Source organism: Arthrobacter sp. NPDC058130, from assembly GCF_042884475.1.
Lineage (GTDB): Bacteria > Actinomycetota > Actinomycetes > Actinomycetales > Micrococcaceae > Arthrobacter.
In genome coordinates this window covers 25,304-44,591 of sequence record NZ_JBHVTV010000002.1, presented here as the reverse complement: position 1 = coordinate 44,591, position 19,288 = coordinate 25,304, and the positions used below count along the sequence as shown (strand labels likewise).

The following is a 19,288-nucleotide window of genomic DNA, read 5'->3' as shown; positions in this document are numbered from 1 at the left end:
TCCGGCGCGGTCGCTTCCGCACGATCCGGCGCCGACGCGGCCGTGTGTAGCACACGCCATACGGTTATCCCGGTGAGCACGGCCGCAAGGGCGGCGCCCACGATTAGCCACGGTTTCCCTGTCCATCGTCTTTGGGCATTGCCGGCTACCGGCGTTCCTACCTCGGGAATGATCCGCGCAATGCGCTCGTGGACCCGCGGGGTCACCGCTTCCACTCCCCCGGCCAGTTCGTCGGCAATGGCCCTCAACGTGGCTTGGAGCCGGGGCGACGCTACGTCGATGCCGGCATCAACTTGTCCCAGCGCACGGCGGAGGGCTGATTCGACACCGGGTGTAGCCCATTCCCTGCCCTTTGCCAGACTGGCGATAAGGTTCTCTTGGAGATTCCGGGCTTGAGCCGCCCGGTCAGTTTTTTCGGACCCACGCATAACGGCCTCCACAGGGTAATAAGTGTGAAGCCTAGCCTAGGGTTTGATCCACGTTATGAACAGCTTTGATTTTCAACCTCGTCTGCACCTTCCGTGCAGGATCTCCGGCATGCGCCGCGCGTCTGAGCGGTGACAGACAAGGCGCCTCCCCTCTCCCGTCCGCTCCTCAACGCAACATCCGAAGCCTGCCGTCCTGGCGAACACCGGCTTTCGTCCGGGAGCACCCGTCATTCACGGAGGCCGCGGCGTGGGTGGCCGGACGCGACTAACTGCGCAGCGTGGAGTACCGCTGGAAGAACAGGGCCAACGACTCGGCCAGGGCACTGATCTCGCCCGGGTCGACGCTCTCGTTCGGTGCATGGATGAGCGCGAGCGGTTCCTCGACGCCCAACAGAATGATTTCCGCGTCCGGATACGTGTCGGCGAACACGTTACAGAGTGGGATCGATCCCCCTTGCCCTAAGGTTGTCATCGGCCTTCCGTAAGCCTCGGACATTGCGGCGCTCATAGCGTCGAAGGCCGGGCCGCCCACTGCTGCCTGGAAGGGGGACCCGATGGCCTCCAGGTCCACCGCGACATGGACTCCCCAGGGTGCGGCGGCCTTGAGATGGCCGACCAAGGCCGTGTTGGCGTCGGCGGCGGCCATGCCTGGCGGGACGCGCAGGTTCAGTCGCGCGGAAGCCCGCGGCACGATCGCCGCCGTCGAGCCCGTCACCGGCGGGCAGTCAATTCCGAGCACTGTGAGAGCGGGGCGGGCCCAAAGCATGTCCGAGACACTGCCGTCTCCCAACAGCGAGACGCCATCGAGCACGCCGGCGTCGCCGCGGAACTGTTCAGGTGGATAGGGTGCGCCCGTCCAGGCCTGGGTGTTGTCCAGGCCGGTGACAGTGGTGTTGCCTTGCTGGTCCCGGAGGGATGACAACATGGAGATCAGCGCGGCCAGGGCGTCCGGGGCTGCACCGCCGAACATGCCCGAGTGGAGTTCAGACGTCAAGGACTCCACTCTCACCACAACATTGACCATCCCGCGCAGGGTCACGGTCGCCGCGGGGTGTCCCACGGCGGCGTTGCCGGTGTCGCAGACCAGGATGGTGTCGGCACCTAGCAGCCTTGGATGGCTCGCCACAAACGCCTCCAGCCCGCCGGTGCCCTGTTCCTCCGAGCCTTCGACCACCAGCTTCAAGTTCACCGGCACGTCGTTGCCGAGCGCCCTCAGTGCCAGCAACTGGGCCAGAATGTTGCCCTTGCAGTCGGCGGCGCCGCGTCCGTACCAGCGGCCGTCTACTTCAGTGAGTTCGAAGGGCGGGGTGCGCCATGCGGCATCATCGAGGGGTGGCTGCACGTCATAGTGCGCGTAGAGGAGCACGGTGGGAGCATCCGGATCGGGGCCCGGCCTCGAGCCAACCACAGCGTCCGAGCCGTCCGGCGTCCTCTCGAGGTGGGCATTCGCAAATCCGAGCTCGGCGAATTTGTCCAGGACCCACTGCGCCGCCCTTGCGCACTCCTCGGGGGGAAACTGCCGCGGGTCCGCCACCGAGTGGATGGCCACGAACCCGGCGAGCTCGCCCTGAGCCGGACGCATCAGATCGGCAATGCGGGAGCGGAGGTCCACGGCTCATCCACCGCCCGAGTTGTAGGTATTGAGGCCCTCGATGAACTGCTGGAAATCTGCCAGTTTGTCCGGGCAGTAGATCTTGATAATCGCGAGCTCGCCCTTGGCGACGCGGTCGTTCGCGATCACCGGCCTGCTTCCGGGCCCGGTCGCACCGTTCGTCAGCTGGCTGTGGAAGGTGGCCCGGCTCAGCGCGTCGTTCGGGTTCGCGCAGACCGCGCCGCCGTCGTCGCCAAGCACCCGGGCTATCTGTTCGCGGGAGGGGGCCGTCCCTCCGGACGCATTGATCTCCGCGATCAGCTGGTCGGCCTTCGCCAGGGACTGCTGCGTCTCCCTCGCATGCCGGAACATCACCAGGGCAGTCACGGCGAACAACACGAGCAAGACCATGGAGACGATGTAAATGACCGAGCGGCCCCGCTTGGTTGAGGACTCCATGTGCGTGCTCATGACTCTGGCACCTCCGTCTGCGCCTCTTGTTCAGGCAGCTTCCAGGACGGCTTGCGCAACTTGTAGAAGAGGAACGGAACGAGCAGGCCGAGGCCCAGCGCGCCGCCGGCGACGATCAGGAAATAGACGAGCGGATCGCCGCTGCCGAATTGCGACGGCGGGACGAACCCGACGAGAAGGGCGGCCAGGGAGGCTGCGAATCCGACTCCGCACAGCCCGATCAGCATCGGTGCCCGGTAGCCACGCGGGTGGTCGGGGTCGTTGCGGCGCAGCCGGACCGCGGCGATGAACATCAGCAGGTACATGATGAGGTAGACCTGCGTGGTGATCACCGAGAAGATCCAGTACGTGCTCGAGACATCCGGAATCAGCGCGTAGCCGAGCGCGATCACGGTGGTGACGAGCCCCTGGACGACCAGGAGGTTCTGCTGGACGCCGTTCTTGTTCAGCTTTTGCAGGAACGGCGGGAGGTAGCCTTCCTCACGCGAGATCAGCAGCAGGCCCTTGGACGGACCGGCCAGCCACGTCAGCATGCCGCCGAGTGAGGCAGCGACCAGCATGATACCGAGGATCGGCGTGAGGCCCTGCATGTTGAAGGACGCCAGCACCGCGTCGAAGGCCTGCATGACACCCGCTGTGAGGGAGAGCTGATCGGCCGGGACGATCCAGCTGATCGCCAGCGCCGGCAGGATGAAGATCAGCAGTACGAGTCCCATGGCCAGGAACATCGACTTCGGATATTCCTTAGGCGGGTCCTTTAGCGAGGACACGTGCACCGCGTTCATCTCCATGCCGCTGTACGACAGGAAGTTGTTCACGATCAGCACCAGGCTGGCCAGCCCGGCCCACTCGGGGAAGAAGTTTGCCGCGGTCATCGGAGCGGCGGACGGATTGCCCTGGCCCAGGAAGACCACACCCAGGATGACGAGCAGGGCGCCCGGGATCAGGGTGCCGATGATCAGGCCACCGCCGGCCAGGCCTGCCACACCCTTCGTGCCGCGGGATGAGACATACACGCCGGCCCAATAGAACACCACAATCACCAAGGCCGTCCACACGCCGCTGCTGGCCAGCGCCGGGTTGAAGACGTAGGCGAGCGTGCTCGCGACGAATCCCAGCAGGGTCGGATAGTAGAAAATCGTCATCGCGAACTGGCACCACACCGCCAGGAAGCCCATCGGTTTGGAGATTCCGGACGATACCCAGTTGTAAATGCCACCCTTCCAGCCGGACGCCAGCTCGGCGGACACGAGGGAGGTGGGCAGAAGGAAGACAATCGCGGGAACCACGTAGAGGAAGACTGAAGCGAGGCCGTAGACGGCCATGGTCGGGGCCGCACGGAGACTGGCCACCGAACTGGTGGTCATCAGTGCCAGGGCCACCCAGGAGATCCACACGACCGGAGGAGCCTTCGGCCGGGTCACTGCCTGCTCGCTCACGTAAGCCACGTCCTTGGGCGCCCCATGGTCTGCGCCACGGGCCAAGCGGAACTAAACCGCTTGGGGCGAGTAGTAGACGGTTTGCACATGCCACTGCCCCCTATCACACAAAGTGCTCGGTGCCTACAGCATGGACCTAGGAATTAGCCGGGAATAGTCCCCAACTCCCCTATACGCCAGGTCGCCGGAGTGCTAATTCGGGCGGCTCCGGGTGCGCTTCCAGAGCAGGCCGTTGGTCAGGGCCTAGGAAGAACGACCTCCAGCGCGGCGTCGTGGCCGGTTCATTGACGAGTGCCGACGCGGAGCAAGCGCCGAGGACGATCGGGCGGCGCCGGGCTCTCTTGGACGCTGCGCGTCGTTTCGATGGAGCTTATGAGCCCGTGGTTTGAAAGGTCCATGACAACGTCCTCACCTCACGTCGGTAGCCACCTTCCGGCGTGCTTTTATCCGGGATATTCTGGGGAAATCAGCAGCGCGAGCGGGCCTGATCGTGGCTCGTGGAGGAGGCTGCATAGCTTCATTGGCAGCCGCCCTGCAGCAGCAGGGCTGGAGGCCTTCCTGTTAGGAGCTGCCTTGAATTCTTCAATGACGAGACCACCCAGCCGGTCTGGCGGCGTTCAAAGGACGTTCGGCGTCGAGGAGGAATTCCTGCTCGTCGATGCCACGACAGGGCAGCCCGTACCCGCCGCGGAAGCGTGCTTGGCCAAGGCCCCGCAGCGCCCTGAAACCAGTGCCGGCCCATTCTTGGCTTTGGAGGTCCAGCAAGAGCAACTGGAGGCCGTTGGCCCTGTCTGTTCCACGCTGCAGGAGGTGATTGCGGGCATCCGGGAGGGCCGGCGGCTTGCCGACGAGGCGGCCCGTTCGGTGGGTGCACGAGCGGTCGCCGTGGCCACCAGTCCCGTCCCGGCCACTCCTACTCTCGTACCGCAGCCCCGATTCCTGAACATGGCAGCCCGGTTCGGGTTAACGCTCCGGGAGCAACTCACCTGCGGCTTCCATATTCATGTCGGTATCACCGACGGTGAGGAAGGGGTGGCAGTCCTGGACCGAATCCGGGTCTGGTTGCCCGTGCTGCTGGCGCTGAGCGCGAACTCCCCTTTCTGGCAGGGTGCCGACACCGGATACTCAAGCTTCCGCTACCAGGCTTGGAACCGCTGGCCGACCGCCGGGCCCAGCGAAAGGTTCGGATCAGAGCGGGAATACCACCGGTATGTGCAATCCCTGCTGACGACGGGCGTACTCCTCGACGAAGGCATGGTGTACTTCGACGCGCGGCTCTCCCGGAACCACCCGACGGTTGAGGTGCGCATTGCCGACGTCTGCATGGAGGCATCACACGCGGCCGCGATTGCCGCGATGGTGCGGGGACTCGTTGAACGGGCTGCCCAGGAATGGCGCGCCGGGATTTCTGTGCCCCGGCTGTCCGCCGGGCAACTGCGCATGGCGGCGTGGAAGGCGAGTCAATCAGGAGTCGACGACACCCTCCTGCACCCCCTGCTGAACATTCCATGCCCCGCCGGAGAAGCGGTCCAGGTCCTCCTCTCCCATATCCGGCCGGCCCTGGCCGACAGCGGGGACGAGGAGCAAGTGACCTTGGACGCGGCAAGGATCCTGGCCTCCGGCACGGGTGCCCGCCGGCAGCGCGAGATCATGATGAGCACCCAGAGCCTGCCCGCCGTGGTGCTCGAGGCCATCGGACACACCCACGGGACCGCCCCGGCCCCGCATCGCCGGTCACGGCGCCTGCAATCCAGCTGACTGACACAACAGGACACGAAACGAGATCGCTCCTGAAGCCAGGAGCGATCTCGTTCCGGGTCCACGTCAGATCGTGGACCACGTCGGCTGACTAGTGGACGATTCTCATCTCGTGCGAGGTCTGGTTGAGTCGCCGTCCGCCGTCAGGAACGACCGTCACAATGTCCTCGATCCGCACGCCGAACCTGCCCGGCAGGTAAATTCCGGGTTCGATCGAGAAGCACATGCCGGGGTGGAGGACCTGGGTTTCGCCCTCGACCATGTAAGGCGGCTCATGAGTCGTAAGTCCGATTCCGTGCCCGACGCGGTGAATGAAGTAGTCGCCGTAGCCAGCTTCAGTGATCACCGCCCGGGCTACGCGATCGATCTCCTGGCACTCGACGCCTGGCCGCACGGCCTCGAACCCGGCCTGCTGTGCGTGTCTTACGACGTCGTGAACCTCGCGCTCCTCGGCGGTGGGTTCGCCGACGTGCACGGTCCGCGTCGTATCTGATCCGTAGCCGTGTTTGAGGCCGCCGAAGTCAAGCACCACCATGTCGCCGTCCTCGATGATCCGCGGGCCGATCTCGTGGTGAGGGTTGGCGCCGTTCGGACCCGAACCGACGACGGTGAAGTCCACCTGCGAATGACCGAATTGGCGAAGCAGGGCCGCGAGATCAGAGCCAACGTCGGTCTCGCTGCGCCCAGCGAACCGCACCGTGACGATCTCCTCGTACGCCTGGTCTGCGGCCGCGCCGGCAGCCGCCAGCCGCTCGATCTCGTCGTCATCCTTGATCGCCCGAAGCATCGGCAGGGCGGTCGTCATCGAGACGTAAGACGACTTGGGCAGTCGATCCTGCAGGCCCAAGAGGTGCATGGCCCAGGCCGAGTCAGAGACGGCATAACGTCCGGTGCTGGCCATCAGCGTCGCAGATTCCGCGTAGGGGTCGCTCCCGTCGGTCCAGTCCGTGATCCTCAGAATCGAGGCGCCAGCGGCCGCTTCCGCGTCGGGCCTCTCGAGCCTCGGAACGATCATGGCGGGCTCCGCGTCGACGGGGATCACGAGCATGGTGATGCGTTCAGTGATGGCCACGGGTGCATACCCCGTGAGGTACAGGAGGTCCGGTCCGGGAGTGACCAGGATGCCGTCGAGCCGGGCATCCTCGGCGGCGTGGGCTGCTCGCCGCAACCGCTCGGCGAAGTCATCAGCGGTGAACGGAGCCGGCTCGGAAACGCTGCGATGATCACTCATGGTTCGCATTTTCGTGCGCGGGGCATCACTGGTCAACCCATACGGGATCAGCTTCGGGGAAGGAGCGCGCCATTGTCGTCGGAGCCCGCATGGTGGGCGGCATCGCTGATGGGCGCGACGGCGTCCCGGACCCTCTTGCCGCGGGCATAACCAACGAGTCCCAACGCCAGGATGCACCCAAGTGTGCCGAGCGCGAAGGCCTCGAAGGTGAACTGAGAGACACCCCAGGTTGCCTCGAAGTCGTACTCCAGGCCGAAGAGGACCTCAAGTGTTCCCGGGAAGATCGCCACCCACGACCCGATTAGGATCCAGACGAAGCAGATGGCGCCCAGGATGCGGAAACCGGTGTTCGAGACGGGAACCTTGAACGGCCGATCGGCCAGGGGGTACTTGCTCCGAAGCCTGACCACGGCCGGTATCGCCAGAAGGTAGCTGAGGAGGAACGTTGAGATGGCGATGGTCAGGACCACGCCGAACAGTGCGCTGCTGGTCCCGCTGAGCTGCATGGCCGCGAGCATGAACAGCGTAGCCACCACCCCGGAGAGCGTGTTGACCCGGATCGGCGTGCCCAGCTTGGGGTGGAAGCGGCCGAAGAAGCCTCCGAAGAACGAGCCGTCGGCGGCCGCCATGGCCTGCATGCGGTCGCTGATGATCATCCATGCGGCGCCTTGCGACACAAGGACGAAGCAGAAAATCACCGCTGAAATGGCCAACATAACCTCAGCCGCCGGGCCGAACACCGTGTAGACGGTGGCAACTGCGCCGAACAGTCCGCCGATGCCCGTGATCTGGTCGAGCGGCACCACCAGCAGGATCGCCAGGATCGGCAGGAGGTAGCTTGCGGCGGCAATCATCGAAGAGCGGGCGACCGAGATGGGAACATCCTTGGCTGGGTCCTTCATCTCCCCAGCGGCGCTGTTCCCGGACTCGAAGCCAAGGAACGAGAACAGCAGCAGCGGGGTAACGCCAAGGAAGCCAGCCAAGGTGGGTGAGAAGAAGCCCAGTTCGAGTCCGTTGAAACCGTGCTGCAGGCCATAGATCAGGGTGACAATGATGAAGAACGTCAGGAACACGACCTTGAGAATGGCGCCGAGTGAGGGCAGCCATTTACCGTGCTTCAAACTGACGATGGCCGAGGTCACCGTGATCCAGATGAAGGCCAGCTTGAAGATGTAGTCGCTTACGCTGCCGGCCTCCACATGGCCCACGTATTCGGACCACGTTTCCACCGCCACGAACGCCATGGCGCCGCCTACCCAGACCGGCTGTGTCACCCAGGTGAAGAGGGACGTGATGGCTGCGACCACTCGGCCGAATGCCATCTTGGTCCAGACGTACACGCCGCCTTCTTCGGTGAACGCACCGCCTGTCTCGGCGAAAATGAGACCGTAGGGCACCAGGAACGTGACGGCCAGGATGAGTGTCCAGGTGAACGTCTCCCCGCCGAACCCGGAGACCTGGCCCAGGACCTCCACGGAGATGACGGCCGCGACCACCAGCAACAGGATGTCGAAGCGGCCCAGGGATTTCTGCAGATGCTGGCTTTGCTCTTGGGCAAGGCGCGTTGAGGCTATTGGCTGATCCATGATCGGTCCTTTGCTACTGCTTAAGTTTGCTACTGCGCAAGAAGGGTGGGAAGGGCGCCGTCGCGGCTGCGGCTGTAGACAGCGCGGCCTTCGGCGAGTGTGAGTTCGACGCCGATTCCGCCTAGGGCGGGGGCCTCGACGGCATGCGGATCGGCATCGAGCACCACAAGATCGGCGGCCATGCCGACCCGAATGGCTCCCCTCTCGGCGTCGAGCCGGTTGGCGCGCGCGGCTCCGGTGGTGTGGGCGGCGAGCGCCGTCCCGAGGGTGATGGCCTCTGCGGGAAGCAGCGGTTCGTGTTGCGATCGGGCGTCGCGGGCGTGGGGGTCAGCGGGTGGGGCGGTGCGGTTCACGGCAGTGTGGATACCCCACAGCGGGTCAGGACTGGACACCGGCCAGTCGCTGCCTATGGCCAGTTCGACGCCGGCGCTTCGCAAAGTCTCGAAGGCGAAATGCACCCTCTGGTGTGCTTCGTCCAGGTACGGCAGCTTTGTTTCCACAAGCACTGGATCCTGCCGCGCCCAGAGCGGTTGGATGTTGGCGATGGCACCGCTGGCGGCGAATCGGGCGACGTCGGCGGGGTCCACCAGGTCCAGGTGCGCTATTTGATGGCGTGGATCCCAGCCCTTGCGACGGGGAAGGTCCATCGCGTTGATGCAGTCCCGGACTGCTTGGTCGCCTACCGCGTGCAGGTGCAGGTCGAAGCCTGCTGCGTCCACTGCGCGGGTGATCCGTGCCAGCTCGTCCGGTTCGATCAGGCTCATGCCCAGTTCGTGGGGATGCCCCTTGTAGGGCCTGGTCATGGCTGCGGTGAGGTTTTCGCAGACGCCGTCCACCATGATCTTGACGGCCGTGGCCCGGAAGCGTCCGCCTGCCCGTGCCCGGCGTTCCCTGAACAGCTCCACCTGCTCGAGGCCGAGGTCCCGACGCCACCACAGCGCCCCGGTCACGGTGGCAGTCAGCAGGCCATCGGACTCCAGCGCCAGGTAGTGCTCGAATGAATCGGGCATGCCCAGGGCTTGCCCGACGGCGGCGTCCTGCCAGGCGGTCACGCCCAGTGAGTGCAGATAGGCCTGGGCGGTGATGAGCGCCCGGCGGATGTGCTGTGTGTCCGGGTCCGGGATCAGTGCGGAGACGAGGTCGGCGGCGTGTTCAATGAGCATGCCCGTAGCCGCTCCGACCCCGTCGCGGGCGATGATGCCGCCGTCCGGGTTGGGAGCCGTGTCAGTAATTCCGGCAAGCTCGAGCGCGCGTGAATTCACCCAGGCACCGTGTCCGTCATGGCTGATCAGGAACACGGGCCGGTCCGGGACGAGCTCGTCCAAGAGCGCGCGGTGCGGGAAGCCGCCGTCGAAAACGTCTCCATACCAGCCCGCTCCCTGTACCCACTCAGCGTGGGGATTGGCGCGGGCGAAGTCCGCGATCAGGGTGCGGTACTCGCGCAGGGAATGGACGCCGGAGAGATCGCAGCCGAGCAGCTGCAGTCCGCCCGCCAGGGGGTGTACGTGCGCGTCCTGGAATCCGGGGAGCAGGGCTTTCCCTGCCAGGTCAATGTGCTCGGTGGCAGGTCCGCGCCAGGATGCGGCGTCGGCACCGAGGGCCACGATTTTGCCGTCAGCCACAGCAACGGCGCCAGCGCGGGGATGGTCACGGTCCATGGTGTGGACGGGACCGTTGGAGAAGATCCAATCTGCGTGGGTCATGATGCTACTTTCCTACGACTTGGGTTTCAGCGGAATCGGTATGGAGGCGCACCAGAACCGGCGCGGTGCGGGCGATCAGGATGTAGGCAAGGGAACTGACACTGAGTCCCACGAGCCAGGCGATGTCGATTCCACCCATGGCCTCGGCAACTGCGCCCGTGTAGAAGGGAGTGGCCATGAACGGGATCTGGGCGAGAACTCCGATGACAAAGACGATCAGGGAACCGGCGTTCCAGCGACCATAGCGGCCGCCGTCTGCCGCATAGAACTCGTTTACCGCGTAGGAGCCGTGCCGGATGACGTAGTAGTCCACCAGGTTGACGGCGGACCACGGGATGAGCACGTAGAGCAGAACGCTGAGGAAGCTGAAGTAGGAGGACGCAAAACTCGTGGCCGCGGCCAAGGCCAGTGTCACGCCGAGCGCGTGCAGCACCAGGGACGTCACCACGCGGGCTTTGGCGCCGGGGCGCCAGCCGCTGGCAAAGGTCTCCACGAGGGTCAGTGCGCACAGGGCGCTGCAGTAGGCGTTCACGGAGTTTCCGGCGGCGGCCACCAGGGCGAACCCCACGAGGACTGCGGCACCGAGTACGGGACCGAGGATGCCGTTGAGCCCGGTCATCGTGTCCGCGCCGTCTACTGCAATGCCGACGCCGGCACCGAGAACCATCAACATGGCGCTGGAAACTACGCAGCCGAGGTAGGTGCCCCAGAAGGCGCCTCGAGTGCCGGATTTGGCTGGCATGTAGCGCGAGTAGTCAGAAACATACGGCGCGTAGGTCAACTGCCAGACGATGCCGATGGCCAGCATGGCCAGGAAGCCCGTCCAGGTGAATTCGCCGTGGTTCATCCGGGCCCAGAAGTCGCCGCCCGCGAGCAGTGCCGCGAATGAAACCAGCACCAGGGCTCCCACGATGTAGGCGCCCAGGGCTGTCACCTTCCGGACCAGGTTGTAGCCGAAGGCCGCGATGACGAAGCTGAGGACGGCACAGCCGATGATCATGGCGGTTCCGCTGGCTTCCGGCATGAGGGCGGTGATCGAGTCCGAGGAGACGATCAGGTTCGAGGAGAAGTACCCCACGAACATCAGGATCGCCACGAGCACGATCAGGCTGGCGCCCCGTGAACCGAACTGGCCGCGGGCCTGCAGCATCTGTGGGACACCGAGTTGCGGTCCCTGCGCTGCGTGCAATGCCATGCCGATTCCGCCGAGTGCGTGCCCCAGCAGGATTGCGATGATGGAGCTGAGCATGGGCAGGCCAAGGAGTGTGGTGGCCGTCGCGCCGGTGACAACTGTCAGCGGGGTCATGTTCATGCCGAACCAGATGGTGAAGAGTTCCCGGGAGCGGCCGTGCCGCGCTTCGGCTGGGATGGGGGCGATGGACTCTTGTTCGATTTCGAAAAGCCCTGAACGGAGCATCGATTTCATGGATGGTGTCCTTATGACGGTGGAGGGATGCTTGCAGAGTAGGCTCGTGAGCTGAATCACGTAAACAATGGAATCGCGATGAAATTCATCTGTTTTTCAGATGCTCATCCTCAGCCGAACTGGATCCACGTGGTCTTTGGTGCGGTGTAGTTATCGAAGGCATGGAGGGACAGATCGCGGCCGAATCCGGACTGTTTGAAGCCCCCGAAGGGCGTGGTGTTGCCCAGCGCGTCCACGGTGTTCACGGATACAGTTCCGGCCAACAACTCCCCCGCCACCCGGTGGGCCCGGGACAGGTTCGAGGTCCAGACGGACGCCGCCAGTCCGTAGTCCGTGGCGTTCGCCAGCCGCACCGCCTCGCCCTCCGTGTCGAAGGCGTGCAGAACGGCCACGGGCCCGAAGATCTCCTCGCGGTGAACGTCATGCTCGGCCCCAAGGCCACCCAAGAGCGTGGGCTCCAGATAGGCATTAGAGCCCCGGATCTCGCGCCGCTCACCGCCGAAAAGCACCTCACCTTCGGTGCGGCCGCGCACGATCCAGCCTTCGACGTCGTCAGTATGGGCACTGCTGATCAGCGCACCGTTTCCTGCCAGGCCGGCGAGCGGGTCTTCCGGCCGATAGGCGGCCGCGGCGTCGGCCAGCAACGCAGCGAACTCGTCATGGACATCCCGCTGGACCAGGATGCGCGAATTGGCGGAGCAGACCTGGCCCTGGTTGTAGAAGGCGCCGAAGGCCGCCTTCGCTGCCGCTGCGGGGAGGTCGGCCGTGTCCGCAAAGACGATGTTGGAACTCTTGCCGCCGGCTTCGAGGCTGAGCCTCTTGAGGTTGCTGCGGCCCGAGGCCTCGAGCAGGGTCCGCGAGACGGCGGTCGAGCCGGTGAACGCCAGGGTGTCGACGTCCATATGGAGCGCCAGCGCCGCGCCCACTTGCCTGCCGGTGCCGGTGACGATGTTCAAGACTCCATCCGGCAGCCCGGCTTCAGCGGCCAAGTCGGCGAGGCGCAACACGCTCAGGGACGTCTGCTCGGCCGGCTTGAGCACCAGTGTGTTTCCGGCGGCGAGCGCCGGAGCCAGCTTCCAGACCGCGATTTCGAGCGGGAAGTTCCACGGCACAATGGCGGCCACGACGCCCAACGGCTCGCGCGTTACCAGCGCGGCGGCCCCGGGCGGGACGGCGGGCAGTTCCCCGCTTTGCTTGTCTGCCGCCTCCGCGTACCAGCGCAGCGTGGAGATGGCACCAGGCACATCCACGGTAGTGGTTTGCAGGATTGGCTTGCCGCTGTCCAATGTCTCAAGGAGCGCCAATTCGTCGGCATGCTGCTCCATCAGGGCGGCCAGGGCCAGCAGCACGCCCTTCCTCTTTTCAGCTCCCAGACGCGACCACGACGGGAACGCACGCCGCGCGGCGGCCACCGCGCGATCAACGTCGGCGGGACCGCCCGCAGCCAACTCAGCAAGGACGCGGCCATCAACGGGGCTGGTGGTGGGCCGGGAATGTTGTTCGCTCGCGGATGCGCGGCTGCCGTCAATGAAGGCCCTGCCGTCGATGGCCAGAGCGTTCGCCCGGGCGTGCCAGTCAAGGGAAAGAGCGGCGGAAGTGCTGTTCATAGTGGCTCCTGGGGGTTGGGTTTTCGGGGGCGGTTCAGTACGCGGTTGTTAATGTTCGACGGCGGCACGGGCTGCGGCGCCGCTGGTTCCGGACGTCTGGCGTCGGGTCAGGCGAAGGGCCGCTGAAGCGCTCATGAGGCACAGCAGTTCAACGGCGATGAGGGTGAGCATGGCGTGCGCATGGCCCGGCAATGATGCGGTGCCCTCAGTGCGGTGATGGCCCGCGGTGCCTGGCGCCATCAGCAAGACCAGATGGATGAGGACCATGGCGGCACTCATTGCCAACAGGTGCCCGGCCGTACGCCCGGCGCAGCGCCGCCCACTCACCATCGGTGCGGCGCAGGCCAGGCAGGCGACCCCCATGGCTGCCATCCACCACGCCATCGCTCCCGCCGGACCGCTAACGGCCGCCACCAGGTGTGCGGTGGCACTGCCCGCAGCGGCGGTACTGACAATGCCCGCTGGAACCAGGGCGCGGGGGAAGCGCCCAAGGCGCGGGCGGGTTCGCTGGTCCATGGTTCTCCTGGCTGCACGGCGTGGTGTGGGTCAAGGACTTTACGCCGGGCTTGTGAGGTGGGTAACATCAAAGCGTTGGTTGAACAGTTGTACCATCAAAATTCGACTTCAGGAAGTGCCATGACCCTTCAGACCACCCCCTTGGCCCCGCTGGTGCAGGCCACGTTGGCGCAACACCCGCTTGAGCAGCTCTCGGTCGGGGAAATCCACGACGCCCGCCGGATTTTGGCAGAGGCCGGCCTCGTGTCCGACACCACTCGCTTCGCATACCTCGGCCTGATTGAACCGCCGAAGAGTGCCCTCCAAGGCGATGCCATCGATGCCGTCCGCCTGGTCCGGGCGATGCTCTGGGACGCGTCACAATCCCGTTCCCTCGACGTACGCCTCTCCCTGACCACCGGCCTCGTCCTTGACCAGCGCGAGCTGAACCCGGAAATCGACGGTCAACTGCCCGTCCTCCTGGAGGAGTTCGGGATCATCGAGGACATCCTGGCCGAGGACCCGCAGTGGAACGCAGCCCTTGCAGCCCGGGGCCTGACCCCGGCGCAGGTCCGCGTCGCTCCCCTGTCAGCCGGCGTCTTCGAGTATGGAAACGAGGAAGGCAAGCGGCTGCTGCGAGGTTTGGGGTTCCGCCAGGACCACCCGGCAGACCACCCGTGGGCACACCCCATCGACGGCCTGGTGGCCTTCGTGGATGTAGAAAACCGCCGGGTCAACCACCTGATCGACGACGGCCCGGTCCCGGTCCCGGAGGTCAACGGCAATTACACGGACCCCGCGATCCACGGCGAGCTCCGCACGGACCTGAGGCCAATCGAGATCACACAGCCCGAGGGCCCCAGTTTCACTCTGGAAGGCAACCACCTTTCCTGGGCCGGCTGGGACCTGCGGATCGGCTTCGACGCCCGCGAAGGGTTGGTGCTCCACCAACTCCACCACGCGCACAAGGGACGGAGGCGCCCGGTGGTCCATCGCGCGTCGATCTCCGAAATGGTGGTCCCGTATGGCGACCCCTCCCCCTACAGGAGCTGGCAGAACTATTTCGACTCCGGCGAATACCTCGTGGGCCGCGATGCGAACTCACTCAAGCTCGGCTGCGACTGCCTGGGCGACATCACCTACATTTCCCCCGTGGTGGCCGATGACTTCGGTAATCCGCGCACCATCGAGAACGGCATATGCATCCACGAGGAAGACGCAGGAATCCTCTGGAAACACACGGATGAGTGGGCCGGCTCCAACGAGGTGCGCAGGAACCGCCGCCTGGTGGTCTCCTTCTTCACCACCGTAGGCAACTACGACTACGGCTTCTACTGGTACCTCTACCTGGATGGCACCATCGAGTTCGAAGCGAAGGCAACCGGCATCGTGTTCACGGCAGCGCTCCCGGACAAGAATTACGCCTACGCGTCGGAGATTGCCCCGGGCCTTGGCGCTCCGTACCACCAGCACCTCTTCAGCGCCCGGCTGGACATGATGATCGACGGCGCCGCGAACCGTATTGAGGAACTGGACCTCGTGCGCCTGCCGAAGGGCCCTGGCAACCCGCACGGCAATGCGTTCACACAGAAGCGCACCCTGCTGGCCCGCGAATCTGAAGCTGTGCGCGACGCCGATGGCGCCAAAGGCCGTGTGTGGCACATCAGCAACCCGGACTCGCTGAACCATCTCGGCCACCCGGTGGGCTACACGCTCTACCCGGAAGGCAACCCCACTCTGGCCATGGCGGATGATTCCTCGATCGCATCCAGGGCTGCATTCGCCCGACACCACCTCTGGGTCACACGGCACGCGGAGGAGGAGCTTTACGCGGCAGGCGACTTCGTCAACCAGCACCCGGGCGGCGCCGGGCTTCCCGCCTACGTGGCACAGGACCGCGACATCGACGGGCAGAACCTGGTGGTGTGGCACTCCTTCGGATTGACCCACTTCCCGCGCCCGGAGGACTGGCCCATCATGCCTGTGGATACCACCGGCTTCACACTGAAACCGCACGGCTTCTTCGATGAGAACCCAACACTGAACGTGCCGCCGTCGGCTGCCGGCCACTGCGGCACCGGAAACGACGGCGCGAATACCGCCCCGGGAGGCACCGCCGTCGGGCATTCCGGTCCCGGCCACTGCGCGCACTGAACCTGCGGGCACTGTCCGCGGTCACTACCGCGGGGGCGCGCAGACGCGTCCCCGCGGTGGTAGGGTGCTCACGGTCCCAGCCATGAACCGCCGCGAACGAAGGAGCAGCATGCCCCGCTTGGTCGATCACCAGGAACGGCGCCGTTCCATCATCGAGACCACGTGGCGGTTGATCGCGGGGCAGGGCATCGAGCATGCCAGCATGCGGGACATTGCACGGGAATGCGGCTACGCGGCACCGGGCGTGCTGGCCCATTATTTCCCCAATAAGGACGCCCTGCTGCTGGCCTCGTACGAACTGATCTGCGAGCGAACCAACGAACGGATCGCAGCGGGAACTGCCGGTCGCCGGGGTCTTTCGGCGCTGCGCAGCCTTTGCCTGGAAATCATTCCGGCGGATCCCCTCACCGTGGTCGAAGCCCGGGTGGCGGTCTCCTTCTGGCAGCGCGCGCAAACGGAGGACGCGCTGCGCGCCGTCGGGCGGGATGCACTGCTGCACTGGCGTGGCCTGGTGATGGACTTCCTCGCCCAGGCAGAGCACGACGGCGAAAGCGAACCTTTAGCCGATCCGGACGCGGTTGCCGATGAGCTGCTGAACATCATGATGGGCCTGCACGTTACCGCCATGCTGGATCCGGATGCCGTCACGGGTTCGCGGCAGCGTCATCTAATAGAGCGGGCGTTGGCGCGGCTCGCCTCCGGACAGCCTGACTCATAAGGCCCCCGGACACCCCCGTAGCCCGGGTTCAGACTCTGAGCCCGGGCTACGGATTGCTTGTTGGTTGTGTCAGTGACCGATGGGCGCGTTGGCGACCGGGACGGTTTGGCGGGGTGCCGGTTGGTTGTCTTCTTCTCCGAAAAGGTCCTTGCCTTTGCTTTCCTTCATGCTCAGCACGGCAGCCAACCCAACCAGGCCAACGAGAATGAGGTAGAACGCGGGCATCATTTCGTTGCCGGTCTGGGCGATGAGCCAGGTCAGGACGAACGGCACGGTGCCTGCAAAGATGGCCGCGGTGACGCTGTAGGCAACCGAGAGGCCGGTCTGCCGCGTCCGGGTTGGGAAGAGTTCCGCTGCCGCTGCCGCATGGACGCCGAGGATCAGGGCCAGAATAGTGCCCAGGCCGATCGTGCTGACGATCCCCGCCCACGGCGCGCCGGAGTGCATGATCAGGAACAGCGGATAGGCCAGCACCACCAGGGATATGGCCGCGGCGATCAGTAGCGGCCTCCGGCCGATTCTGTCAGAAAGCGCGCCCACCAGCGGTACGAGAATGAGCCCGGCGACGGATGCGGCGGTGGAGAGCAGGGCTGCCGTGCCGCCGTCGAATCCCAAGACCTTTTCCTGGTAGGTCAAAAGGTAAACGAGAACCACGTAGAAGGTCACGTGCATCATGATTTCCAGGCCGCTCATCTGCAGGAGCTGCTTCCAGTGCCGGGTGAACACTTCCTTGACCGGGCTCTGCGGGACGTTGTCCAGTTGCTCGAGCGAGCGGAATTCGGGAGTGTCTTCGATCTTTGAACGGATGTAGAAGCCGATGATGCCCATCGGGACGGCGATCAGGAACGGAATCCGCCAGCCGCCCTCGGCAATGGTTTGGGCGTCCATGACGCTGGTCAGGACGAAGACCACCAGCGACGCTGCCAGGAAGCCCAGGAGACTGCCGAACTCGAGCCAGCTGACACCGAAACCGCGGTGCTTCCTCGGCGAGTACTCTGCGAGGAACGCCGCGGCGCTGCCGAATTCGCCGCCCGCGGCGAGCCCCTGCACCACACGGGCTGCGACGAGGAGGACCGGTGCCCACAGGCCGATGGCGTCGTAGGTGGGCAGGAGTCCGACCACCAGTGTCGCCGCGCTCATCGAGAGGATGACGATGGAGAGCGTCTTCTTGCGGCCAATCTTGTCGCCCAGTGTTCCGAAGACGAGGGCGCCCAAGGGACGGACGCCGAAGCTGATGGCGAAGACCGCGAAGACGGACAGCAGGGCTGCCGTGCTGTCCTGCTGGGGGAAGAAGACGACGGCGATGGTGGAGGCGAGATAGGCGTAGATGGCCCACTCAAACCAGTGGACAAAAACGCCGATGGAACCGGCAGCAACGCTGGTGCGCAAGCCCTTCCGGCTGATCTGCCCCTCAATATTATTGGTGTTCACAGTTCCTCCTGGAGGAAAAGATCTGATGCTGGGATGGGGAGAGCGAGCCCACGGTGGTCGACGTTGATCGACCTGCAGAACTGCGCCACCAGAACACGTGACTTCGGTCACGCCCGATTGCTGGCATGACCATTTTCGAACGGTGTTGCTCAATCTGTCGAATAGATTTTTAACACGAACCGCATCTGCTGATCAGATGTAGGTGGTCGCCGGGATCTTATGAGCGCACGGATCCTGCCGCAACGATTTGATGCCTCACCGCCTGGGCTACCGCCCGGACCCTGGCGGTGGGACGTTGGGATTTCAGGTGGGCCAGGACGGTCTTAAGTTCAGGCACTTCGTCGCGGATTTCAACGGTGGCCAGCTGGCCGCCGTCGTACGTCAATTGGTGCTGGGGCCGCTGGTGAAGGATGGAATAGCCCAGTCCCCGGGCCACGAATGTACGCACGGTTTCATAGCTGGCCGAGCGGAACCTGATATGCGGCTCCTGGCCGCCCAATCGGGCGATTGAAAGCATGAGGTCACGCGTGTGGGGCAGGTCCAGCAGCACGAAGGACTCCCCGCTCAGCGCCGACAGCGGCACACTCTCCGCCCCCGCAAGCTTGTGGTCCTGCGGAAGCGCCACGTAGGGCCGGACCGTATCCACCACGGATCTGGCGATGACGTCCGGCAGGTCAAGGTCGTAGCACAATGCCAGATCTGCCTGACCGCTGAGCAACGCATTGATGCACCCCGCGGTGTCGGTCTCGAGCACTTCCGTTTCAAGGGCAGGGTGGTCTTCCCGCAGCTTGGTAAGGACACCGGGGAGCAGGAACGGCGCAAGGGTGCTGAAACACGCGATACGGATGCGGCCGGCAACGCTCTGGTGCTCTCCGCGGGCGTGATCAATGCTTTCTTCAACCTGCGCGAGGATCGCTTGGGCGTCGCGAACGAAGAGCTCTCCGGCCGGAGTCAGCACCAGGCCCTTGGAGCGCTGCCTGATGAAGAACTGCGTTCCAACATGGCGCTCCAGCTGGGCAATCGCGGCCGATACAGCGGACTGCGCCACGTTGAGCCGTACCGCCGCGCCCGTCATGGACAGCTGCGCCGCCGCTTCCACAAAATAGCGCAATTGGGTGAGTGTCACGTCCATTGGACGAGGATACACCTTTCATCGCAATTACCGATGCAATCGTTCTAAAAGAACTGTTGGACAGATATAGAGCCTCACGGGAAGCTGAGGGATACGAGCATCCGCCAGAAACAGGACT

Annotated in this window: 14 protein-coding genes; 3 read left to right on the top strand and 11 right to left on the bottom strand. The window is 64.9% G+C overall.

Annotated features, from left to right (window positions below):
* Positions 1-693: 693 nt before the first annotated feature.
* From ACFVTM_RS04280 to ACFVTM_RS04270, 3 genes are read right to left on the bottom strand one after another with little or no spacing between them, the layout of a single operon-like run.
* Positions 694-2,040, bottom strand: a complete 1,347-nt coding sequence (locus ACFVTM_RS04280; protein WP_390202157.1) for a dipeptidase — start codon at positions 2,038-2,040, stop codon at positions 694-696.
* Between the two features lie 3 nt (positions 2,041-2,043).
* Positions 2,044-2,490 carry a hypothetical protein gene (locus ACFVTM_RS04275; RefSeq protein ID WP_390202156.1) on the bottom strand — a complete coding sequence of 149 codons (447 nt, stop codon included), beginning with the start codon at positions 2,488-2,490 and terminating at the stop codon, positions 2,044-2,046.
* Complete coding sequence (locus ACFVTM_RS04270; protein WP_390202155.1) at positions 2,487-3,929, bottom strand: APC family permease; 1,443 nt, start codon at positions 3,927-3,929, stop codon at positions 2,487-2,489. The genes ACFVTM_RS04275 and ACFVTM_RS04270 overlap by 4 nt, the downstream gene beginning before the upstream one ends.
* Positions 3,930-4,514: 585 nt before the next feature.
* Between ACFVTM_RS04270 and ACFVTM_RS04265 the strand changes: the two genes are divergently transcribed.
* A complete protein-coding gene (locus ACFVTM_RS04265; protein WP_390202154.1) occupies positions 4,515-5,687 on the top strand; it encodes a glutamate--cysteine ligase in 1,173 nt (390 codons plus the stop codon).
* Between the two features lie 91 nt (positions 5,688-5,778).
* Here the strand turns inward: ACFVTM_RS04265 and ACFVTM_RS04260 are convergent, their stop codons facing one another.
* The 6 genes from ACFVTM_RS04260 to ACFVTM_RS04235 all read right to left on the bottom strand — a co-directional run bounded on the left by ACFVTM_RS04260 (position 5,779) and on the right by ACFVTM_RS04235 (position 13,756).
* Positions 5,779-6,918, bottom strand: a complete 1,140-nt coding sequence (locus ACFVTM_RS04260) for an aminopeptidase P family protein (RefSeq protein WP_390202153.1) — start codon at positions 6,916-6,918, stop codon at positions 5,779-5,781.
* Positions 6,919-6,965: 47 nt separating this feature from the next.
* Positions 6,966-8,504, bottom strand: coding sequence for an APC family permease (locus tag ACFVTM_RS04255; RefSeq protein WP_390202152.1), 1,539 nt, complete (start codon positions 8,502-8,504; stop codon positions 6,966-6,968).
* A 29-nt stretch (positions 8,505-8,533) separates the two neighbouring features.
* Positions 8,534-10,207 (bottom strand): amidohydrolase, encoded by a 1,674-nt coding sequence (locus tag ACFVTM_RS04250; RefSeq protein ID WP_390202151.1) that lies wholly within the window; start codon positions 10,205-10,207, stop codon positions 8,534-8,536.
* Positions 10,208-10,211: 4 nt separating this feature from the next.
* Positions 10,212-11,633: a purine-cytosine permease family protein gene (locus ACFVTM_RS04245; protein WP_390202150.1), complete on the bottom strand. Its 1,422-nt coding sequence runs from the start codon at positions 11,631-11,633 to the stop codon at positions 10,212-10,214.
* A gap of 110 nt (positions 11,634-11,743) precedes the next feature.
* Entirely contained in the window at positions 11,744-13,240 is a 1,497-nt protein-coding gene (locus tag ACFVTM_RS04240) for an aldehyde dehydrogenase family protein (RefSeq protein WP_390202149.1), read from the bottom strand.
* Positions 13,241-13,288: 48 nt separating this feature from the next.
* Positions 13,289-13,756, bottom strand: coding sequence for a hypothetical protein (locus tag ACFVTM_RS04235; protein WP_390202148.1), 468 nt, complete (start codon positions 13,754-13,756; stop codon positions 13,289-13,291).
* Positions 13,757-13,876: 120 nt separating this feature from the next.
* On the opposite strand from ACFVTM_RS04235, the gene ACFVTM_RS04230 reads away from it, so the two are divergent.
* A complete protein-coding gene (locus ACFVTM_RS04230) occupies positions 13,877-15,889 on the top strand; it encodes a primary-amine oxidase (protein ID WP_390202147.1) in 2,013 nt (670 codons plus the stop codon).
* Between the two features lie 82 nt (positions 15,890-15,971).
* Complete coding sequence (locus tag ACFVTM_RS04225; RefSeq protein WP_390202146.1) at positions 15,972-16,607, top strand: TetR/AcrR family transcriptional regulator; 636 nt, start codon at positions 15,972-15,974, stop codon at positions 16,605-16,607.
* A gap of 69 nt (positions 16,608-16,676) precedes the next feature.
* Here ACFVTM_RS04225 and ACFVTM_RS04220 read toward each other — a convergent pair whose 3' ends face one another.
* Entirely contained in the window at positions 16,677-18,038 is a 1,362-nt protein-coding gene (locus ACFVTM_RS04220; protein ID WP_390202145.1) for an MFS transporter, read from the bottom strand.
* A gap of 217 nt (positions 18,039-18,255) precedes the next feature.
* A complete protein-coding gene (locus tag ACFVTM_RS04215) occupies positions 18,256-19,170 on the bottom strand; it encodes a LysR substrate-binding domain-containing protein (RefSeq protein ID WP_390202144.1) in 915 nt (304 codons plus the stop codon).
* Positions 19,171-19,288: the final 118 nt, after the last annotated feature.

Excerpts from the sequence above, each read along its gene's own strand:
- ACFVTM_RS04275 (WP_390202156.1), bottom strand. The coding sequence starts at position 2,490 with ATGAGCACGCACATGGAGTCCTCAACCAAGCGGGGCCGCTCGGTCATT.
- ACFVTM_RS04265 (WP_390202154.1), top strand. The coding sequence starts at position 4,515 with ATGACGAGACCACCCAGCCGGTCTGGCGGCGTTCAAAGGACGTTCGGC.
- ACFVTM_RS04260 (WP_390202153.1), bottom strand. The coding sequence starts at position 6,918 with ATGAGTGATCATCGCAGCGTTTCCGAGCCGGCTCCGTTCACCGCTGAT.
- ACFVTM_RS04255 (WP_390202152.1), bottom strand. The coding sequence starts at position 8,504 with ATGGATCAGCCAATAGCCTCAACGCGCCTTGCCCAAGAGCAAAGCCAG.
- ACFVTM_RS04250 (WP_390202151.1), bottom strand. The coding sequence starts at position 10,207 with ATGACCCACGCAGATTGGATCTTCTCCAACGGTCCCGTCCACACCATG.
- ACFVTM_RS04245 (WP_390202150.1), bottom strand. The coding sequence starts at position 11,633 with ATGAAATCGATGCTCCGTTCAGGGCTTTTCGAAATCGAACAAGAGTCC.
- ACFVTM_RS04240 (WP_390202149.1), bottom strand. The coding sequence starts at position 13,240 with ATGAACAGCACTTCCGCCGCTCTTTCCCTTGACTGGCACGCCCGGGCG.
- ACFVTM_RS04235 (WP_390202148.1), bottom strand. The coding sequence starts at position 13,756 with ATGGACCAGCGAACCCGCCCGCGCCTTGGGCGCTTCCCCCGCGCCCTG.
- ACFVTM_RS04230 (WP_390202147.1), top strand. The coding sequence starts at position 13,877 with ATGACCCTTCAGACCACCCCCTTGGCCCCGCTGGTGCAGGCCACGTTG.
- ACFVTM_RS04225 (WP_390202146.1), top strand. The coding sequence starts at position 15,972 with ATGAACCGCCGCGAACGAAGGAGCAGCATGCCCCGCTTGGTCGATCAC.
- ACFVTM_RS04215 (WP_390202144.1), bottom strand. The coding sequence starts at position 19,170 with ATGGACGTGACACTCACCCAATTGCGCTATTTTGTGGAAGCGGCGGCG.